Here is an 18,546-nt window from a genome sequence, read left to right on the forward strand (position 1 = left end):
AGGGCCCGCGCTGGCAGAAGACTAATGCCGTGTGATCCGCCTGGACGGATCCAGGACGAGAACGAGGGTTTTCCCTAACCCTGCCTCGGCCGGGTCAGTCCGCCAAGAACAGCGCCGCCGCGGCCTCGGCGTGGACCGCGCGCTGGACCCAGGCCGTGAGGTGATCCAGTTCCGTCTCCACGACCGGGTCCAACGACCTTGGCGACTCCGGCGGTTCGGGGTCTGCGTCCCACGCCCCGATCCACACGGCACCCTCCGCAGACCGGCGAACCCTGAGGGCGGCTGGCCCCCTTGGTATGGCGTACGGCATTGGCGACCAGCCCGATCAGACCGTGCATGGCCAGGATCGGACGCATGGTGCGGCGACAGATGGTGACGGCTCTGAGGCCGTTCCGGATGTAGAGGGCGTAGTCCGAGGCTTCGGGCATGCGTCATCAACTCCGTTCGGTGAAGGGGGATTTCACGCGGGAGGCATTGCCGCTGCGACAGGAGAAGGGTTGCCGCCGAGAAGGCGCCTCACGGTCCGCAGGGTGCGACAGGGCACCGCACTGCGCAGGCACCGTGCGAGGCGACAGACATAAAGGCTCACGAAGCAGCGGAGTTCTCCGCATCGACTCTGTGCAGATCAGCCAGATCAAGTGCGCACAGATTGCAAAAAAACCCGGGTGCCCCCAATGAGGGGGACCCGGGCTTCAAGTGGCTTGCTGTTGCCGGACGTTATGGGCCCGGCCGTGCGTCAGTAACTGCTTCAGCAGTACTGCTTCTTGACGATGTAGGCGATGCTCTTACTGCTGACGCTCTCACCACATCGCACGGCCCCGTCGACGATCGCGGCGTACGTCTTGGCCGTACCGTGCGCCTGCTCGATCCACTTGGTGCCACGGTCGCATCGGTATCCGACCCAGTAGCCCGATGCCTTGTACCGGCCTACGTAGAACCAGTACTGCCCCTTGTTCGTGAGCGTGTCGGTCACGCTGAGGCTCTTGGTTGTGGTCGAGCCCTTGGTGTGGGTGTAGCTGCCGTCGACGTGCGCGTCCAGACTGGCAAGAACCTTCCCCAAGGAGAAGCCGGCCGAGCTGCCCCCACTGACGGTCCATCCGGACGACAGGGTCTTGGTGTGGGAGAGCGTCTTCGTGATCTTGCGGCTACCTCCGGAGTACTCCTTCTCATAGCCCTTCACATCGTGCGTGAGCACCCGGCTGTGGTCGGTACTGACCCACTTCACGGTACGCGTACCCGGGTCACAGATCAGCGGGCCGGCGTTCGCCTGGCTGGTTGGAATCGCAACCAGCGCGGCAGCCAACACACCAGTGGCCGTGGTGGCTATTGCCATCCTCTTCTTCATGACAACTCCCCGTTGTTCGGCAGCTGTGGCATGCACAGCCGCCGATACCCACGTCTTCGTCGATTGACGAGACGCGGACAAGAGTCGACCACGACGTGGAATCGTCTGCAATGAAATTGAGCGAAACTTGAGCGATTATCGACAGCAATGCCGCGCGACACCCCACCCCCACAAGGTTGCTGGAACCCTGTTCAGCCTGGCGGGCCGGGGCCATTAAGGCCCCGGCCCGCCAGGCTGTTTCGTCAGACGCCTCAGCCGTGCTTGGCGCGGCTCGCGGAGCGACCGCGCTCCTTCTGGTCCAGGACGACCTTGCGGATCCGGACGGACTCCGGGGTCACCTCGACGCACTCGTCGTCGCGGCAGAACTCCAGGGACTGCTCCAGGGAGAGCTTGCGCGGCGGCACGATCGCCTCGAAGGAGTCGGCGGCGGCCGAGCGCATGTTGGTGAGCTTCTTCTCCTTGGTGATGTTCACGTCCATGTCGTCGGCGCGCGAGTTCTCGCCGACGATCATGCCCTCGTACACCTCGGTGCCGGGGTCGGTGAACAGCACACCGCGCTCCTGGAGGTTCGTCATCGCGAACGCGGTGACGGCACCGGCGCGGTCGGCGACCAGCGAACCGTTGTTACGGGTCGTCAGCACACCGAACCACGGCTCGTGGCCCTCGTGGATGGAGTGGGCGATACCCGTGCCGCGCGTCCCGGTCAGGAACTCGGTACGGAAGCCGATGAGACCGCGGGACGGGACGACGAACTCCAGGCGGACCCAGCCCGAGCCGTGGTTGGACATGTTGTCCATCCGGCCCTTGCGGACACCCATGAGCTGCGTGACCGCGCCCATGTGCTCCTCGGGCACGTCGATCGTCATGCGCTCGACCGGCTCGTGCACCTTGCCGTCGATGATCTGCGTGACGACCTGCGGCTTGCCGATGGTCAGCTCGAAGCCCTCACGGCGCATCTGCTCGACCAGGATGGCCAGCGCCAGCTCACCGCGGCCCTGCACCTCCCAGGCGTCCGGGCGCTCGGTGTCGAGCACGCGCAGCGAGACGTTACCGACCAGCTCGCGGTCCAGGCGGTCCTTGACCTGACGGGCCGTCACCTTGCGGTCCTTGACGGCCGCCTTCGCGGAGGCGCCCTTGCCGGTGCCGCCGCGGCCGACCAGCGGCGAGGTGTTCGTACCGATGGTCATGGAGATCGCCGGCTCGTCGACCGTGATGAGCGGCAGCGCGATCGGGTTCTCGGGGTCGGCGAGGGTCTCGCCGATCATGATGTCCGGGATACCGGCCACGGCGCAGATGTCACCGGGGCCCGCCATCTCGGCCGGCTTGCGGGTGAGCGCCTCGGTCATCAGCAGCTCGGTGATGCGCACGTTGGACATGGTGCCGTCGCGCTTGATCCACGTGACGGTCTGGCCCTTGCGCAGCTCGCCCTGCTCGACGCGGAGCAGCGCGATACGGCCGAGGAAGTTGTCGGCGTCCAGGTTGGTGACATGCGCCTGGAGCGGGGCGGCCTCGTCGAACTGCGGGGCCGGGACGTGCGACAGGATCGTGGTGAAGAAGGGCTCCAGGCTGTCGCTGTCCTGCGGGACCGTGCCGTTCTCGGGCTTGGTCAGCGAGGCGACACCGTCACGCGCACACGCGTAGACGATCGGGAACTCGATCTGCTCCTCGTCCGCGTCCAGGTCCAGGAACAGGTCGTACGTCTCGTTGACGACCTCGTCGATCCGGGAGTCCGGGCGGTCCGTCTTGTTGATGCACAGGATGACGGGCAGGCGCTGCTGGAGCGCCTTGCGCAGCACGAAGCGGGTCTGGGGCAGCGGGCCCTCGGACGCGTCGACGAGCAGCACCACCGCGTCCACCATCGACAGACCGCGCTCGACCTCGCCACCGAAGTCGGCGTGGCCCGGGGTGTCGATGATGTTGATGGTGATGACGTCGCCGCCATCCTTCGGGTGGTACTTCACGGCCGTGTTCTTGGCCAGGATCGTGATGCCCTTCTCACGCTCCAGATCGTTCGAGTCCATCATTCGGTCGTCGAGCGATTCGGCGGCGTGCGCGGCGAAGGCACCGGCCTGCTTCAGCATGGCGTCGACGAGGGTCGTCTTCCCGTGGTCGACGTGGGCGACGATGGCGACGTTGCGGATGTCGTGGCGCGTGGCCATATTGCGGCGAACTCCCGGAGAGTGAGGAAGGCCTGCGCGTACGTCTGTGTTACGCGGACCCTGCCGGGCTGGACACGCCACGGCCTTACCCCATCGTACGTGGCGTACGGGGAAGGGGCCTCCGCAGGGCCTTACGGGCGGCGGCGGAACCGGTCAGGCGGGCCGGGCCGCCGGGGAACCGGCCGGGCACAGACGCAGGGCGGCGGTGTGCCCGGCGACGTCGTCCGAGGGCTCGGAGCAGGGTAGGAACCCCACACCGACCGTCTCCCAGGTCCGCACATGGCCCCGCACCGGCACGGTGTACCCGCAGGTATAAGTGAAATCGGCCTCGACCAGACTGATCGACCCCCAGGCGTAGTACGGGCCCTCCAGTTCCCCGGTGTCGGAGAAGAACTGCGACGTCTCGGGCCGCATCACCTCCGACGGGTCGGCCAGGGGATCGTCCACGTTCAGCCGGTCGCCCAGCGCCGTGATCACCCGAGCCGCGGGGACTCCCTTGGGCACATGCGACACGGCCACCCGGTAGACGGTGTCGTCGACGGGTTTGAGGGTCGACTCGTAGTGCTGGGTCCCCTTGGGGAAGGTGACCGGGTCCGCGAGCGCGGTCACCTCCTGCCAATGCCGGACACCGGACCACCGGTACGTCCCGTGTGTGCAGATCGTGGCCGCCCCGGCGGCGGCCCGGCCGTCGTCGGTGGCTACGGCTCCGCAGCCTGCCGTCGCCAACACCATCGCCGCGAGTGCGAAACCCACGGCCGACGTCCTTCGTGTTCCCCCGTACATGGCCACCCCGTTGTCCTCTGCTGTTCTCGTCGTCCTCGTGAAAAGAGGACGCCCGCTGTGATCAGGAGTGCGTCACTCTGACCGAGCACAGCGGGCGGGGCAAGCGAGTTGAGGTGATTCTGAGGCTTCCGGCCGGGTCAGCTCCCGGACGACGGGCTCGGCGACACCTTCGCCCCCTTCTTCAGGAAGCCCATGTCCTCGTAGACCGGGGTCTGGAAGCCGAAGGAGCCGGCGTTGACGACGGTCCTGCGGGCGGCGGTGAGTTGCGGGCGCTGGTAGAGGGGGATCGAGCCGGCCGCCGCCCAGATGCGGGCGTCGGCCTTGCGGACCAGGGCGGCGGACTCGTCCTCGTCCAGGGTCGAGGCGGCCTGGTCGAAGAGCTGGTCGACCTGGTCGGTGCCGACGCGGGTGTAGTTCTGCTCGACGTTCAGGGAGCCGTCCGCGGCCGGGACCGGCTTGGCGAAGATCGGGCGGGCGTCGGTGGCCGGGAAGGCGGAGGCGGGCCAGGAGTAGAGGGCGAGGTCGTACTGGCCGGACGCGATGTGGTCCTTGAAGTAGCTGTCGTCGGAGACCTTGGTGATCTCCGTGCGGATGCCGACCTTCTCCAGCATCCGCGAGATGTTGTCGGCGACCGCGCTCAGCGACTCCGAGCCGGTGCCGGACGGGAGCACGAAGCGCAGGGTGAGCGGCTTGCCGTCCTTGGCGAGCACCCCGGTCTTCGCGCCGGCGGGGGCGGCCGTGCCCTTGGGGGCGTACGCGCCGGGCGCACCGCCCTGCTTCACCTTGCGGCCGTCGTACTGCTTGCCGTCGGCGAGGTGCTTGGAGCCCTCGTCACCGCCGTGCCCGGAAGCCTTGTCGTGCTTCTTGGTGTGGTCCTGCGGGTCCTTGTTGTCCTCGCCGACGATGTACTGCCCGTCGGAGCCGCCCTCGGACTCGGCCTCGTCGTCGGACTTCTTGCCCTTCTTGCCCGCGGCGCCGGCGGCCTTCTCGCCCTTGTCCTTGAGCGGTCCGCCGGGCACCCAGCCGGCGTCGGTGAGCAGCGCCTGCGCCTCCGTGGTGTCGTGGTCGCCGAGCGCGCCGCTGTTGTCGGCGTACGCGGCCTGCCCGGAGAGCGCGAGGTGGCTGCCGACCGGCACGGCGGGCAGGCCGAGCGGCGCGAGGACGACCTTCGCCAGCGCCGTACGGTCGAGCGCGCGGGCCACCGCGCGCCGGACGCGCTCGTCGGCGAGCGGGCCCTCGGAGCCGTTGAGGGCGAGCTGCGTGTAGGCGGGCTCGAAGGAGCGGCGGACGGTGAAGGCGCGCAACGCGTCCTGCCGGCGCAGGTACTTGGCGAGCGCCTTGCGCTGCTTCTTGCTGAGCTTCTTCTTCTGCCGGCTCTCGTTCTTGTTCTCGTCCTTGCTCGTGGGACTCGAACTCGCGCCCTGGAGCGGGGTGTTCGTGCCCTTCGCGCGGCCCGCGAGCGCGATACGGCTCGCGTCGGCGGGGTCGATCTCGGCCAGGTCGACCGTGCCGTCGGCGAGCGCGGCGGCCCGCTTGTCGAGCGGTACGGCGTGCAGCACGATCTCGGAGAGCTTCGCGGGCCGGCCCCACCAGTGCGGGTTGCGGGCGAGGACGATCTCCTTGTCCTTGCGGTCGATCTTCTGCACCCCGAAGGCGCCGGCGGTGACCTTCAGCTTGCGGCGCGCGCCGTCGTTGAAGGCGTCCGGGGTGCCCATGACGTCCTTGGGGTACAGCGGCGAGAACAGCGCCTTCCAGTCGGCGTACGGCCTGCTGAAAGTGACCTTGACCTCGAGGTTGTTGGCGCCGCGCTCGATCTTCTCGATGCGGTCGTAGCCGGCGTTGCGCGCGGTCCAGTACGCGGAGTCCTTGCCGGACAGGGCACGCCACTGGGCGGCGAAGTCGGCAGCGCCGATCTCGCGGCCGTCGCTCCACACGGCCCGCTGGTCGAGCTTGTAGAGGACGACCTGCTTGGGCTCGGTGTCGACGACCTTCGCGGACTCCAGGTAGTCGGCGTCCCGCTGCGGCCGGCCCTGCGCGTCGAGCCGGAACATCGCGGGCAGCACGGCCTGGGCGACGTGGGTGGTGGCGTCATCGGCGTCCGACTGGAACGTGTTGAGGGTCTCCGGTACGTCGTCCACGGCCCAGTTCAGGGTGCCGCCGTCGGCGACCAGGTCACGGCCGACCGGCGCGATGTCCTGTCCGGCGAGCGGCTTGCCGGACTCGTTGTCCGAGCTGCACGCCGCGAGGGTGGGCACCGCGAGCGCGCCCGCGGTGAGGAAGGCGACCGAGCGCATGACCGCGCGCAGTCTGACGCCGTCGTGGGACATCACTGCTACCTCCGGTAAGCCGCGGGCTTCTGATCACTTTTGGGCGTATATGGAGCTGATCAGATCTTTGCGGCCACTGAAGAGGAAACGGTTCGGCCGTGAAAGGCGACACGGCGAGGGGCGCCGGGAAGCCCACCCGTGCGGCGCAATGTTCGAATCTGCCCCCGTACACACCAACGCACCCCGGCCAATCCGTGCACACCGCTTCCCACCGGCAGGTGTGACGCGCAACACTCGCAGGCGCATGAACGTTGCCGTCCAGGGCCGACGCCCACGGAAGCGAGGTCATGTCATGTCCGTGCACGACGAACTGACGTCAGTCCAGCGCTGTCTCGACGACCTGTTCAGGTCGGTGGGGCGGCTGGAGAACCAATTCGGCAGCGGCGGCCTGGAAATGCGCAGGGTCAAGGCCGACGCCGACCGGCTGCGCGAGAGCGTCGCGCTGCTGCGCGACGCCGCACCAGGGATCGAGCGCCCCCGGCGCCCCGATCTCGTCTCCATCCCCGACACCCCCTACGACAACACCCTGTGGACGGACTCGGACGACGAAGGACTCGGCGCCCACGACCGCCACGCACCCTGAACCGACCGGAGTCCTGACTTGGCCACTGGTACGGAACCCCAACCGAAGAGCGGCGGCGTACACACCGGTACGCGCGCCGCGATCGCCGCCCCGCATCTGCGGACCGACCGCTGGTGGCTGGCCCCGGCCGGCACCGCCGCCGGACTGCTGGCCTTCATCGTCTACTCGACGTGGCGGGCCTTCGCGGACTCGAACTACTACGCGGCGCCCTATGTCTCGCCGTTCTACTCGCCCTGTCTGGCCGACCGGTGCAGAACCATGCACGCGGGCCCGAACGCCGACCTCTTCGGGAGCTGGTGGGGCATCTCCCCCGCGATCATCATCCTGATCTTCCCGCTCGGCTTCCGCCTGACCTGCTACTACTACCGCAAGGCCTACTACCGCGGCTTCTGGGCCTCGCCCCCGGCCTGCGCGGTGGCCGAGCCGCACAAGAAGTACAGCGGCGAGACCCGCTTCCCGCTGATCCTGCAGAACGTCCACCGGTACTTCTTCTACGCGGCGCTCCTGGTGGCGGGCACGCTGACGTACGACACCGTGCTGACCTTCCGCGACGAGCACTACCACTGGGGCCACATGGGCCTCGGCACCCTCGTCTTCCTGGCCAACATCGTGCTGATCTGGGCGTACACCCTGTCCTGCCACTCCTGCCGGCACATCGTCGGCGGCAAGCTCAAGCACTTCTCCAAGCATCCCGTGCGCTACAAGGCCTGGAAGTTCGTCGGGAAACTGAACAACCGTCATATGCAGCTCGCCTGGGCGTCGTTGATCAGCGTGGCGGCTGCCGACTTCTACGTGTACCTGGTCGCCTCCGGAGCCTTCAATGATCCGCGCTTCTTTTAGATTGGCAGGGGCTTTCTGATGTCCGTGGTCGAGCGACAGGAGTGGGACGTCGTCGTGGTCGGTGCCGGTGGCGCGGGCCTCCGGGCCGCCATCGAGGCGCGCGAGCGCGGTGCCCGTACGGCGGTGATCTGCAAGTCGCTGTTCGGCAAGGCCCACACGGTGATGGCCGAGGGCGGCATCGCGGCGGCGATGGGCAACGTCAACTCCCACGACAGCTGGCAGGTCCACTTCCGCGACACCCTGCGCGGCGGCAAGTTCCTCAACCAGTGGCGCATGTCGGAGCTGCACGCGAAGGAAGCCCCGGACCGGGTATGGGAGTTGGAGACCTGGGGCGCCCTCTTCGACCGCACGAAGGACGGCCGGATCTCGCAGCGCAACTTCGGCGGCCACGAGTACCCGCGCCTCGCGCACGTCGGCGACCGTACGGGACTTGAGCTGATCCGCACGCTCCAGCAGAAGATCGTGTCGCTCCAGCAGGAGGACTACAAGGAGACCGGAGACTACGAGTCCCGCCTGAAGGTCTATCAGGAGTGCACCGTCACAAGGGTGTTGAAGGACACTGCATCCATTAGCGGCTCCGCCGCGGGCCGGGTCTCCGGTGTCTTCGCCTACGAGCGCGAGACCGGCCGTTTCATGGTCCTCGAAGCCCCCTCCGTGGTGATCGCGACCGGCGGGATCGGCAAGTCCTTCAAGGTGACGTCGAATTCCTGGGAGTACACGGGCGACGGCCACGCGCTGGCGCTGCTGGCGGGCGCACCCCTCCTCAACATGGAGTTCGTGCAGTTCCACCCCACGGGCATGGTCTGGCCGCCGTCCGTGAAGGGCATCCTCGTCACCGAGTCGGTGCGCGGTGACGGCGGGGTGCTGCGCAACTCCGAGAACAAGCGGTTCATGTTCGACTACATCCCCGACGTCTTCAAGGAGAAGTACGCCGAGTCGGAGGCCGAGGGCGACCGCTGGTACGAGGACCCCGACAACAACCGCCGTCCCCCCGAACTGCTCCCCCGCGACGAGGTCGCCCGCGCCATCAACTCCGAAGTGAAGGCGGGCCGCGGCTCACCGCACGGCGGGGTCTTCCTGGACGTGTCGACGCGGATGCCGGCGGAGGTGATCCGGCGCCGACTCCCGTCCATGTACCACCAGTTCAAGGAGTTGGCCGACGTCGACATCACGGCCGAGGCGATGGAGGTCGGGCCGACCTGTCACTACGTGATGGGCGGCATCGCGGTCGAGTCGGACACGGCGGCGGCACGCGGGGTCGAGGGGCTGTTCGCGGCCGGTGAGGTGGCCGGCGGCATGCACGGCTCCAACCGGCTCGGCGGCAACTCCCTGTCCGACCTGCTGGTGTTCGGCCGCCGGGCGGGCTGGCACGCGGCCGACCACGCGGCCGACCTGGCGGAGAGCCGCCCGCTGGTGGACGACACGGAGGTCGACCTGGCGGCGGCGGAGGCACTGCGCCCCTTCTCGGCGGAGGGCCCCGAACCCGGCCAGGAGAACGGCCGTACCCCCGAGAACCCGTACACCCTCCACCAGGAACTCCAGCAGACCATGAACGACCTCGTCGGCATCATCCGCCGCGAGGGCGAGATGGAACGGGCGCTGGAGAAGCTGGCGGATCTTCGGGTACGGGCCCGCAGGGCGGGAGTTGAAGGTCACCGGCAGTTCAACCCCGGCTGGCATCTCGCCCTGGATCTGCGGAACATGCTGCTGGTCAGCGAGTGCGTGGCGCGGGCCGCGCTGGAACGCACCGAGTCGCGGGGCGGACACACCCGCGAGGACCACCCCGGCATGAACCGCGACTGGCGCCGCATCAACCTGATCTGCCAACTGACCGATCCCAACGGCGGGTTGGCGGCGGCGGACCCGGTATCCGGCCAGATCTCCCTGACCCGCGAGACCACCGACCCCATCCGCGCCGACCTGCTCGCCCTCTTCGAGAAGGAAGAGCTGGTCAAGTACCTCGCCGAAGAGGAGCTGTACGAGTGAGCAGCTACGAGGCCCGTTTCAAGGTGTGGCGGGGGGACGTCAAGGGCGGCGACCTTGAGGACTTCAAGGTCGAGGTCAACGACGGCGAGGTGATCCTGGACATCATCCACCGCATCCAGGCAACCCAGGCCTCCGACCTCGCCGTGCGCTGGAACTGCAAGGCGGGCAAGTGCGGTTCGTGCTCGGCGGAGGTCAACGGCCGCCCCCGACTGATGTGCATGACCCGCATGTCGGTGTTCACCCGCGAGGAGACGATCACGGTCACCCCGCTCCGCGCCTTCCCCGTGGTCCGCGACCTGGTCACGGACGTCGGCTTCAACTACCAGAAGGCCAGGGAGATTCCGTCGTTCGTACCGCCGGAGGGGGTCGCGGCCGGCGAGTACCGGATGATGCAGGAGGACGTCGACCGCTCGCAGGAGTTCCGCAAGTGCATCGAGTGCTTCCTGTGCCAGGACACCTGCCATGTCGTCCGCGACCACGAGGAGAACAAGACGGCGTTCGCCGGCCCCCGATTCCTCATGCGGGTCGCGGAGTTGGACATGCACCCGCTGGACGCGGCGGCGGACTCCGGCCTGGACCGCAAGAAGACCGCCCAGGACGAACACGGCCTCGGCTACTGCAACATCACCAAGTGCTGCAGCGAGGTCTGCCCCGAGGGCATCCACATCACGGACAACGCGCTGATTCCCTTGAAGGAACGGGCGGTTGACCGGAAGTACGACCCGCTGGTGTGGCTGGGGTCGAAGATCGGGAGGCGTTCTTCGTAGGGCGGGCGGCGTTCTTCGTAGGGCGGGCGGCGTTCTTCGTAGGTCGGGCGGCGTTCTTCGTAGGTCGGGCGGCGTTCTTCGTAGGTCGGGCGGCGTTCTTCGTAGGTCGGGCGGCGGCGATGCCGACCAAGGCCGGCCGCGGTCTCGGTCGGCGGGACGGTTCTCATCGCTTGCCTCCCCACGCGTGCCGCTCCGGGGGCCGTTGAGGACGTGGAGTGTGAAGTAGCCGCAGCCCTGGTGGTTCAGACAGAGGGTGCTGCCGCGAGCTGTTCGTCCAGGGTGTCGTACTCCCGCTCCCAGGTCTCGTACGACGGGTGGTTCGGTGCCGGGGCGTCAGGGCTCGCGTTCCGGGTCGGGGCGGAGCAGCCCGAACTCGCTGCCCGGTCAGGACGTCTGCCGGCTCGAAGGCATGCTCGTGAGCGCCGAACACCTTGTCCCGGTGCGGAGCCGCGCTCAGCGCCAGGACCCGCTCGCGTACGCCCGCCCAGACGTCGACGCCGGTCACGTCCTCCCCACGAGGGAGAGCGCCTGCTGGAGGTTGTGTTCCGCGATGCCGCGCATGAACTCCGGGTCGTGGAAGTCCCCGACGTCCAGGAGGCGAAGGGGGCCGGCCACGAGGGAGAGGTGCATGGCCAGGCGGTAGAGGCTCAGGCGGTTGGCGTCGAGGGCCTCGGTGCCTTCGGTGCGCAGGGCGTCGTAGTGGTGGCCGAAGCGCAGGCGGAGGAAGACGTGTTCCCACTCCACGTCGAAGTACATCAGGCCTTCGATGTCGATGAGGGCGAGGTCGCCGTCGGGGGTCACGCGGACGTGGTCGGGGCCGAGTTCGCCGTGGATGAGGGTGGGGGGCTCGGCGCGGGGTTTGACCTGGGCAGCCAACATCCTTATGCCATCGGCCAGTTGGGGGTGGGCGGCGGCTGCTCGTGGGTCGCGTGCCGGTAGTTCGCCGAGGTCGCTCAGGGCTCGTTCGACTACGACCGCCGCGCACGAACCGCCGTACGAGGAACCGCCGTTGTCGACGACGGCGACCTTGCCGAAGCTCGGGCCCGTGCAGGAGTGCAGCGTGTCGAGGAGAGCCGCCATCCGCTCCAGCGCATCCTCCTTCGCCTTTGCCTTCGGTACGGCGGCCGGGTCGCCGTTCAGCAGGTCCTCCAGGGTGCCGCCCGGGAGGTCCTCGACGATCGCCACGTCCGCCGGGAGGTGGGTGTGGGTGGGGTCGGCGTGGAGGAGGCGGGGCGCGCGGACGCCGGCTGCGGCGAGGCGGTTCGCGGCGGCGGTGAAGCGGGTGAGGCCGGAGGCGTGCGAGAAGGGGTCGCGGGGGTCGCCGGGGCCGGCGTCCCAGAGGTCCTCGTCCGGGGACCAGACGTAGGCCACGGCGGTCGAACGGTCCTGGAAGGTGAGGCGGTAGACGCCCTTCTTCGAACCGCCCCGGAGGCGGGTGACGTCGTTCAGCGTGTGGCCGATGGCGTGGGCGAACGGGGCCAGGTCGGTGCGGGTGAGCGTCTTGCGGGTGGTGGTCATCGGAGCGCGGGGCGCTGCGCGCGCCACTGGAGTGCACCGCCGAGGGCGATCAGGGCGAGCGCCGTCGCGGCACCCGCGTCGCCCAAGGCCAGGGAACTCGCCCACCAGCGCAGGGAGATCCCGGTCGCCATGCCCGACGCGAAGACCAGCTGGCCGTAACCCCACAACTCGGGCCGTACGACCCGGCCTTGCAGCGTCGGCAGCATACGGCCGGTCGTCACGGCGACGACTCCGCTCACGGCCATCAGCGCACAGGCCGCCGCGGCCAGTACCGTCCACACCATCGCCCACCCCCATGTCGCCCACCCCATCTGACCGGGCCGATCATCGCACCCCGAGCTCCGAACAGCACGGTGTTCTCCGGGAACTTGAGCGTGCGCGCCTACCGCACCCAGCCCTCCCGGTACGCCGTCCAGTCCGCCTCCGTCGCCGCGAAGTCGACGTACAGGGCGACACCGAAGTTCGTACGGTCCGCGTCCGTGCGGGACAGGCCGAGGCGTACGCCGCGTACGGCGGCGGGGACGGTCTCGGCGGCGCCGCGGTGACCGAAGCGGTTCTCGTGGAAGAAGGGCAGGCCCATGAGGAGGTCGGTGGAGTCCGGGGTGACCTCCAGGGCGAGTGAGGTCTGCTGGGCGACGTAGCCGCCGTAGAGGCTCTGCAGGGGTTGCATCGTGTCGTACGACATGACGGCGATCTGGTCGACGCGGCGGGCGACCTGGCCGAAGTACGCCTGCGACCACCACTTGGGGTGGTTGGTGACGGTGCCCCAGAAGGAGTGGAAGGCGGGGAGCGGGTCGATCTGGTGGGCGGCAACGGAGAGTTGGGCGTGGTGGGCCTGGGTGACCTCGTGGAGTCTGTCGAGGAGGTCGAGGTAGTTCGCGTCGCCGGAGTGGAGGGGTTCCAGGTCGAAGTGGGCGCCCTCGAAGCCGGCGGCGAGGATCTGGCGGGTCGAGGCGACGATCGCGGTGCGGGTCGCGGGGTTCTGCAGGCGCAGGCCGTCCGGGCTCTCGGTGGCGAGCTTGTCACCCAGCCAGGCCTGGATACGGACCCCGGGAAGTTCCCTGTGCACCGACTCGATCAACCAGGCCGCCCTGGGATAGTCCGACTTCGGGAGGGTGCCGTCGTGCTCCAGGGGGCCTGAATGGACGTACAGGTCGCGAATACCGGTGCTTTTCAGCCGCCCGGCGAGCGCCGCGATATCCGTGTCGGTCTTACGCCCGTCCACCCACGCATGGCCCAGCCAGATCGCGTCCTGATCCCTGGTGTACGTGCCGTCGGCCGGCTCACCGGCGTAATTGACCCGCAGGGCGACCTCAGCACCGAGGAGCGGCAGCACCAGGGCAAGCACAACAGCGAGGACACTCCGCCGAACCCACTTCGTTCTCCCACCCCGCCCACCCGTACTACTTTCGTCGTCGGGTGCGGGTGGCCCTTGTGGGGGTACGACACCGTCGGCGACCTCGGGTGGGTGGGTCGCCGCAGGCGCGCCGCTCGCCGCAGGCGCGCCGCTCGCTTCGCTCCCGCCGCGCTTCCCCACCCTTCGTTCCCTCTGCTCGGCTCCGTCTCCGACCGTCGGACGGGCCTCGCCATTCGCCTCTTCCTCCCCCGCGTCCACCCACCCCGAGCCAGTCCCAGACCCCGAGCCAACCCCCGACCCCGTACCTCCTACACGCCCCATCCCCGCGTCACCCCTCCCCATAGCCGCACACCCCTCACCTCACTCGCCCCCGTACACCCCACGTCCCACCCCAGGCCCATCCCGGTCGCGCGACCGCATTCCTGCTCATACGCTCCGAAATGTGACGTCATCCTTGATACGGGGCCGGCCGCGGCGCGGGACCTCCCACATATCCGTGCGGGTGGCGCATGCCGTGTTGGGTGGGGCCGTCGGGGTCGTGTGGCTGGTGTTGCCGGTGATGACGATCAATGCGGAGGTTCCGGTTGCGGCCACCGGCGGTGGGGCCGTCGCCGTCGCGGGCGGGCCGGGGCGGCAGGACGCCGAGGGGGGTACGTCCGCCGCCGACCTCGTCCTCCCCCTCGTCGCCCTGGGCGGAGTGGGCGTACTCGCGGGGTACGGGTATGTGCGCCGTACCCGTAGGGCCCGTACCCGTACTACTCCCGGTGTCGGGGTCGCTGTCGTATCGGCCCAGCCTCCCGTCACCCCACTCCCCGTACTGGAACGCCAAGCCGGTGCCTCCCTCGTCCAGGCCGACGACTGCCTGCGCACCAGCCGTGAGGAACTCGCTTTTGTCCACGCCCGGTTCGGGGACACGGCCATCGAACCGTTCGTGCGGGCCCTGCGGGACGCCGAGCGCGAGCTCTCCGCCGCCTTCGCGATACGCCTGCGCTACGACCAAGGGGTCCCGGAGGAAGACGCCGCCCGGCGGCACGCCCTCGCCGGCATCGTCGGACGGTGCGCCGAGGTCGGGCGGCGGCTCGATACGGAAGCACCCGCCTTCGATCAACTCCGGGCATTGGAAGAGGAGTTGAACAATGCCCTCGGCATCGCAGAGGCGCGGTTTCGGGAACTCGCCGGCCGTACCGGAAGCGTGGACGCCACACTCGCCGACCTCCACGCTCACTACCCGGCAACCGCGACCACCACCGTCACCGGATACGTCGAACAGGCCAAGGACCGGCTCGTGTTCGCCACCACCCACCTCAACCAGGCCCGCCAGGCAGCCGACTTGGGAGACACCGGCCAAGCGATACGCGACCTCCGCGCCGCCGAGGGTGCCATCAGTCAGGCCGATGTCTTCCTCAACGACGTCGACCGGCTCGCCAACTCACTCGCCACCGCCGCCGAGTTGGTGCCCGCCACACTCACCGGCACCGAATCCGACATCGCAAGGGCAACGGCCACATCACCAACAGGGCCGCTCCACACCCACCTCGCCCACGCCCACACCACCCTCGCCGCCGTACGAGAAGAACTGGCCGGAGACCGCCCCTACGACCACGACCCCCTCGACGCCCTGCGCCGCATCGTCCAGGCCCTGCGGCCGCTGGGCGGGACACGGGACGGAGTCCTCGGCGCCGCCGCCTGGCTCGTCGGGCGGAGTGACGTCGGTTCGGCGGACGGTTTCATCGCGACGCACCGGGGTGCCGTGGGCGTGGCAGCCCGCACCCGGCTGGCCGAAGCGGAGCTGCTGCTCACCACCGACCCCGCCGCGGCGGACGTACCCGCGCTGGAGGCCCGGGAGTTGGCCGAGCAGGACGTCCGTGTGCACGGGAACCCGTACGCCGGTGCCGCCGACGCGCACACGAGCGGGGTCGGCGGGGCGGTCCTCGGCGGAATCCTCCTCGGCGAGGACCCGGACGGCGGCCCACCCCTCTGCTTCGGCGGACCGGCCACCCGCAAACGCCGGGGCGTTCCGCCGACGTAGAACGACGTAGAACGACGTAGAACACCACCGCCGGGACCAGCCAAAGCCGTCAGACCGTCAGAGCCGTCAGAGCCGTCAGAGCCGTCAGAGCCGTCAGAAAAGACTGAGCAGCGCCTCCGCCGGGTCCACCATCCCGTTCTCCCCGTCCGGCAACGGCAGTTCGAACCACACCGTCTTTCCGCGTGGCGTCCGGCGTGAGCCCCACGCCGCCGACAGGAGGCCGACCAGCTGTAGGCCCCGGCCACCCTCGTCCGTGTCGCGGGCGCGGCGGCGGCGCGGCTGGACCAGGCCCGCGTCCCAGACCTCGCACACCAGGGTGCGGTCCAGCAGGAGACGGAGCCGGATCTCGCCCTCGCCGTACCGCAGCGCGTTCGTCACCAGCTCGCTGACGAGCAACTCGGTGGTGTCGATGAGGGGTTCGAGGTCCCAGGACTGGAGGCGGGCGCGGGCGTACTCGCGGGCGCGGCCCACGCTGCGTGGTTCCCGCGGCAGGGTCCAGTCGCCGACGGAGTCCTCCGGCAGGCCCTGGACGCGGGCCATGAGGAGCGCGATGTCGTCCTCGCCGTGGTGGGTGTCGAGGGTGCTGAGGACGTGGTCGCAGACGTCCTCCAGGTCGCGGTGGGTCTCGGCGTTCAGTGCCGCCGCGGTGGACGGGTTGCCGTCGGACGAACCACGTGTCGCCGGGTCGGTCAGCGCGCCCACAAACGCCTGGAGGCCCTCGTCCAGCGGGTGGTCGCGGGATTCGACCAGCCCATCCGTGTAGAGCGCCAGCAGCGCGCCCTCGGGGAGTTCGACCTCCACCTCCTCGAAGGGCTCGCCGCCGACCCCTAGGGGCATGCCGGGCGGGACGTCGAGCATCAGCGCGGCCTCGCCCGGTTCCACCAGGACCGGCGGGAGGTGGCCCGCGTTGGCGAACGTGCAGCGCCTGGTCACCGAGTCGTAGACCGCGTAGATGCAGGTGGCCAGATACACCTCTGCGAGGTCCGCCTCTCGGGGGCGGCGGGCCGCCCGAGTGGCTTGCTGGACTCCGCCGGGGGTGCCCAGGCCTCGGGCGATCTCGTCCAACGCCGAGAGGACTTCGGCTGGTTCGAGGTCAAGGAGGGCCAACGTGCGGACCGCCGTGCGGAGTTCACCCATCGCCACCGCCGCGCGCAGACCGCGTCCCATCACGTCTCCCACGACCAACGCCGTGCGGTGGCCGGGGAGTTCGATGACGTCGAACCAGTCGCCGCCGACCTCCGTCGCCGCGTTCCCGGGCAGGTAGCGGCAGGCGATGTCGAGACCGGAGGCCTCCGGGTCGCCGGGCGGGAGGAGGGACCGCTGCAGTATCAACGCCCGTTCGTGCTCGCGCCGGTACAGCCGCGCGTTGTCGATACAGACGGCGGCCCGCGCCGCCAGCTCCACCGCGAGATCCCGGTCCCGGTCCCCGAACGGCTCGCTGCCCTTCGTACGGGCGAACTGCACCAGTCCTACGACCGTGTCGTGGGCGACCATCGGCACAGCCAGCGTGGACTGGACGGGGCCGCCCTCCTCGGCGGGGACGTACTGCGGGCGGGCGGTGCGCAAGGCGTCCGCGCAGGGCGAGTTGAAGGGATAGTGGTGCACCGCGCCCACCGTGACGGGTGCGCCCCCGCCGGCGAAGGGGGCGTCGGAGACGGCGCTGGCAAAGGCGACCCGGCGCAGTTCGGCGCTGCCGTCGGCGCGGCCCGGCGGGGTCTCGTCGCCGGCCAGGAGGCCCTGGTAGAGGTCGACGGTCGCGAGGTCGCAGAAGCCGGGGACGACGACGTCGAGGAGTTCGCGGGCCGTGGTCTCCAGGTCGAGGGAGTTCCCGATGCGGGCGCCGGCCTCGTTCAGAAGGGCGAGATTGCGCCGCGCGGAGGCGGCCTCGCGGGCGGCGGCGCGGCGGTCGGTGACGTCGGTGCCGAGCCAGGCGATGCCGATGGGGCGGCCGCTGCCGCCGTGCACGCGGTAGAGGTTGATGGACCAGTGGCGGCGCTCTTCGGACCCGGGCACGAGGCCGGTGACCTGCATGTCCGTGATGGAGTTGCCGGTCTCCAGGACGCGGCGCAAGGTCGCGGTGACCCGCTCGGCCTCGGGGCTCTGCAGATAGTCGTGGACGCCCCGGCCGCGGTGGTCCTCGGGGGTGCCGCCGAAGGTGTTGGCGATCTGCTGGTTGGCCCGGCGGACCCGCAGGTCGGGGTCGATCAGCAGGAACCCGAACGGAGATTGACCGAATATCGACTGCGAGGCGGCGAGATCGGTCTCGATGCGACGCAGGATGCGGACGTCGACGACGATGCAGACGGCGGCCCGCTCGCCCTCCTCGGTCCGGGTCGGCATCACATAGACCTCGGCGAGACCCTCCTTGCCCGGCTCCCCCTCCGGAGTCTCCGGCACCTTGAAGGGGACCACTCCGGTCCACTCCCGGCCGTCCAGGATCTCGGCCATCTTCCGCTGGCCGCGCTCGTGCAGTTCGGGGTCGACGAACGCCTCGATGGGATCCATGCCCACCGCGCGCTCCGTGGGGATGCCGAACAGCTGCTCGGCCCGCAGGCTCCACTGGTCGACGAGCCCGTCGGGGCCTATGGAGAAGGAGGCGACCTTGATGTAGTCGTAGATCGAGCCGGGTGGGCTGCTCTGCCACATGGCGTCACCGACGGTCATCGCGTCGCCGCCGGGCACACCCGACATGACGTCAGCGGCGGACACGCCGTCACCTCCGGGCACGTCGACGTGACCCGCGGCCTCAGCCCTCGCGCCGTCCGACGGGTCCTCGGACTCCGTGGCCTTCGCTGGTATCTCGCTCACGCGAACCGTCCCCTCCAGCTCACCGCGTCCGGCACCGGTCACCG

The 18,546-nt window shown here is 69.5% G+C and carries 13 protein-coding genes and 1 pseudogene; 5 read left to right on the plus strand and 9 right to left on the minus strand.

The genetic code is table 11. From position 1 onward, the window contains the following. Positions 1-94: 94 nt before the first annotated feature. The 5 genes and pseudogenes from SPR02S_RS61735 to SPR02S_RS18265 all read right to left on the minus strand — a co-directional run bounded on the left by SPR02S_RS61735 (position 95) and on the right by SPR02S_RS18265 (position 6,614). Positions 95-428 (minus strand): annotated as a pseudogene (locus tag SPR02S_RS61735) (ATP-binding protein). A 320-nt stretch (positions 429-748) separates the two neighbouring features. Next, complete coding sequence (locus SPR02S_RS18250) at positions 749-1,345, minus strand: hypothetical protein (protein ID WP_158697839.1); 597 nt, start codon at positions 1,343-1,345, stop codon at positions 749-751. A gap of 251 nt (positions 1,346-1,596) precedes the next feature. After that, positions 1,597-3,504, minus strand: a complete 1,908-nt coding sequence (typA, locus tag SPR02S_RS18255; protein WP_019058432.1) for a translational GTPase TypA — start codon at positions 3,502-3,504, stop codon at positions 1,597-1,599. Positions 3,505-3,657: 153 nt separating this feature from the next. Next, positions 3,658-4,257: a hypothetical protein gene (locus tag SPR02S_RS18260; protein ID WP_019058433.1), complete on the minus strand. Its 600-nt coding sequence runs from the start codon at positions 4,255-4,257 to the stop codon at positions 3,658-3,660. Between the two features lie 167 nt (positions 4,258-4,424). Continuing rightward, a complete protein-coding gene (locus SPR02S_RS18265) occupies positions 4,425-6,614 on the minus strand; it encodes an ABC transporter family substrate-binding protein (protein WP_019058434.1) in 2,190 nt (729 codons plus the stop codon). Positions 6,615-6,906: 292 nt separating this feature from the next. On the opposite strand from SPR02S_RS18265, the gene SPR02S_RS18270 reads away from it, so the two are divergent. Genes SPR02S_RS18270 through SPR02S_RS18285 form a run of 4 tightly spaced genes read left to right on the plus strand, consistent with a single transcriptional unit; the run spans position 6,907 to position 10,790 of the window. Then, positions 6,907-7,197: an Rv0250c family protein gene (locus SPR02S_RS18270; protein ID WP_019058435.1), complete on the plus strand. Its 291-nt coding sequence runs from the start codon at positions 6,907-6,909 to the stop codon at positions 7,195-7,197. A gap of 18 nt (positions 7,198-7,215) precedes the next feature. Further along, positions 7,216-8,037 (plus strand): succinate dehydrogenase subunit SdhC, encoded by an 822-nt coding sequence (gene sdhC / locus SPR02S_RS18275; RefSeq protein WP_019058436.1) that lies wholly within the window; start codon positions 7,216-7,218, stop codon positions 8,035-8,037. An 18-nt stretch (positions 8,038-8,055) separates the two neighbouring features. Further along, on the plus strand, positions 8,056-10,023 hold the full coding sequence (locus SPR02S_RS18280; protein ID WP_019058437.1) for a fumarate reductase/succinate dehydrogenase flavoprotein subunit: 1,968 nt from the start codon (positions 8,056-8,058) through the stop codon (positions 10,021-10,023). Next, positions 10,020-10,790, plus strand: coding sequence for a succinate dehydrogenase/fumarate reductase iron-sulfur subunit (locus SPR02S_RS18285; RefSeq protein WP_019058438.1), 771 nt, complete (start codon positions 10,020-10,022; stop codon positions 10,788-10,790). The genes SPR02S_RS18280 and SPR02S_RS18285 overlap by 4 nt, the downstream gene beginning before the upstream one ends. A gap of 501 nt (positions 10,791-11,291) precedes the next feature. On the opposite strand, the gene SPR02S_RS18290 is transcribed toward SPR02S_RS18285, so the two are convergent. The 3 genes from SPR02S_RS18290 to SPR02S_RS18300 all read right to left on the minus strand — a co-directional run bounded on the left by SPR02S_RS18290 (position 11,292) and on the right by SPR02S_RS18300 (position 14,007). Beyond that, the gene (locus SPR02S_RS18290; protein ID WP_026150662.1) at positions 11,292-12,308 is read right to left on the minus strand and encodes a phosphotransferase family protein; all 1,017 of its coding nucleotides are present in this window, start codon (positions 12,306-12,308) and stop codon (positions 11,292-11,294) included. Further along, positions 12,305-12,592 (minus strand): hypothetical protein, encoded by a 288-nt coding sequence (locus SPR02S_RS18295; RefSeq protein WP_019058440.1) that lies wholly within the window; start codon positions 12,590-12,592, stop codon positions 12,305-12,307. The genes SPR02S_RS18290 and SPR02S_RS18295 overlap by 4 nt, the downstream gene beginning before the upstream one ends. A 98-nt stretch (positions 12,593-12,690) precedes the next feature. Next, the gene (locus tag SPR02S_RS18300) at positions 12,691-14,007 is read right to left on the minus strand and encodes a glycoside hydrolase family 18 protein (protein ID WP_373283329.1); all 1,317 of its coding nucleotides are present in this window, start codon (positions 14,005-14,007) and stop codon (positions 12,691-12,693) included. Between the two features lie 217 nt (positions 14,008-14,224). On the opposite strand from SPR02S_RS18300, the gene SPR02S_RS18305 reads away from it, so the two are divergent. Further along, positions 14,225-15,694 carry a hypothetical protein gene (locus SPR02S_RS18305; RefSeq protein WP_245607577.1) on the plus strand — a complete coding sequence of 490 codons (1,470 nt, stop codon included), beginning with the start codon at positions 14,225-14,227 and terminating at the stop codon, positions 15,692-15,694. A 93-nt stretch (positions 15,695-15,787) separates the two neighbouring features. Here SPR02S_RS18305 and SPR02S_RS18310 read toward each other — a convergent pair whose 3' ends face one another. Then, entirely contained in the window at positions 15,788-18,502 is a 2,715-nt protein-coding gene (locus SPR02S_RS18310) for a SpoIIE family protein phosphatase (RefSeq protein ID WP_019058443.1), read from the minus strand. Positions 18,503-18,546: the final 44 nt, after the last annotated feature.

It is taken from the genome of Streptomyces prunicolor NBRC 13075 (assembly GCF_000367365.1).
GTDB classification, from domain to species: domain Bacteria; phylum Actinomycetota; class Actinomycetes; order Streptomycetales; family Streptomycetaceae; genus Streptomyces; species Streptomyces prunicolor.

Coding starts and splice junctions, on each gene's coding strand:
- SPR02S_RS18295 (WP_019058440.1), bottom strand. CDS start 12,592: ATGGTGTGGACGGTACTGGCCGCGGCGGCCTGTGCGCTGATGGCCGTG.
- SPR02S_RS18265 (WP_019058434.1), bottom strand. CDS start 6,614: ATGTCCCACGACGGCGTCAGACTGCGCGCGGTCATGCGCTCGGTCGCC.
- typA (WP_019058432.1), bottom strand. CDS start 3,504: ATGGCCACGCGCCACGACATCCGCAACGTCGCCATCGTCGCCCACGTC.
- SPR02S_RS18270 (WP_019058435.1), top strand. CDS start 6,907: ATGTCCGTGCACGACGAACTGACGTCAGTCCAGCGCTGTCTCGACGAC.
- SPR02S_RS18280 (WP_019058437.1), top strand. CDS start 8,056: ATGTCCGTGGTCGAGCGACAGGAGTGGGACGTCGTCGTGGTCGGTGCC.
- SPR02S_RS18250 (WP_158697839.1), bottom strand. CDS start 1,345: ATGAAGAAGAGGATGGCAATAGCCACCACGGCCACTGGTGTGTTGGCT.
- SPR02S_RS18290 (WP_026150662.1), bottom strand. CDS start 12,308: ATGACCACCACCCGCAAGACGCTCACCCGCACCGACCTGGCCCCGTTC.
- SPR02S_RS18305 (WP_245607577.1), top strand. CDS start 14,225: ATGACGATCAATGCGGAGGTTCCGGTTGCGGCCACCGGCGGTGGGGCC.
- SPR02S_RS18300 (WP_373283329.1), bottom strand. CDS start 14,007: ATGGGGAGGGGTGACGCGGGGATGGGGCGTGTAGGAGGTACGGGGTCG.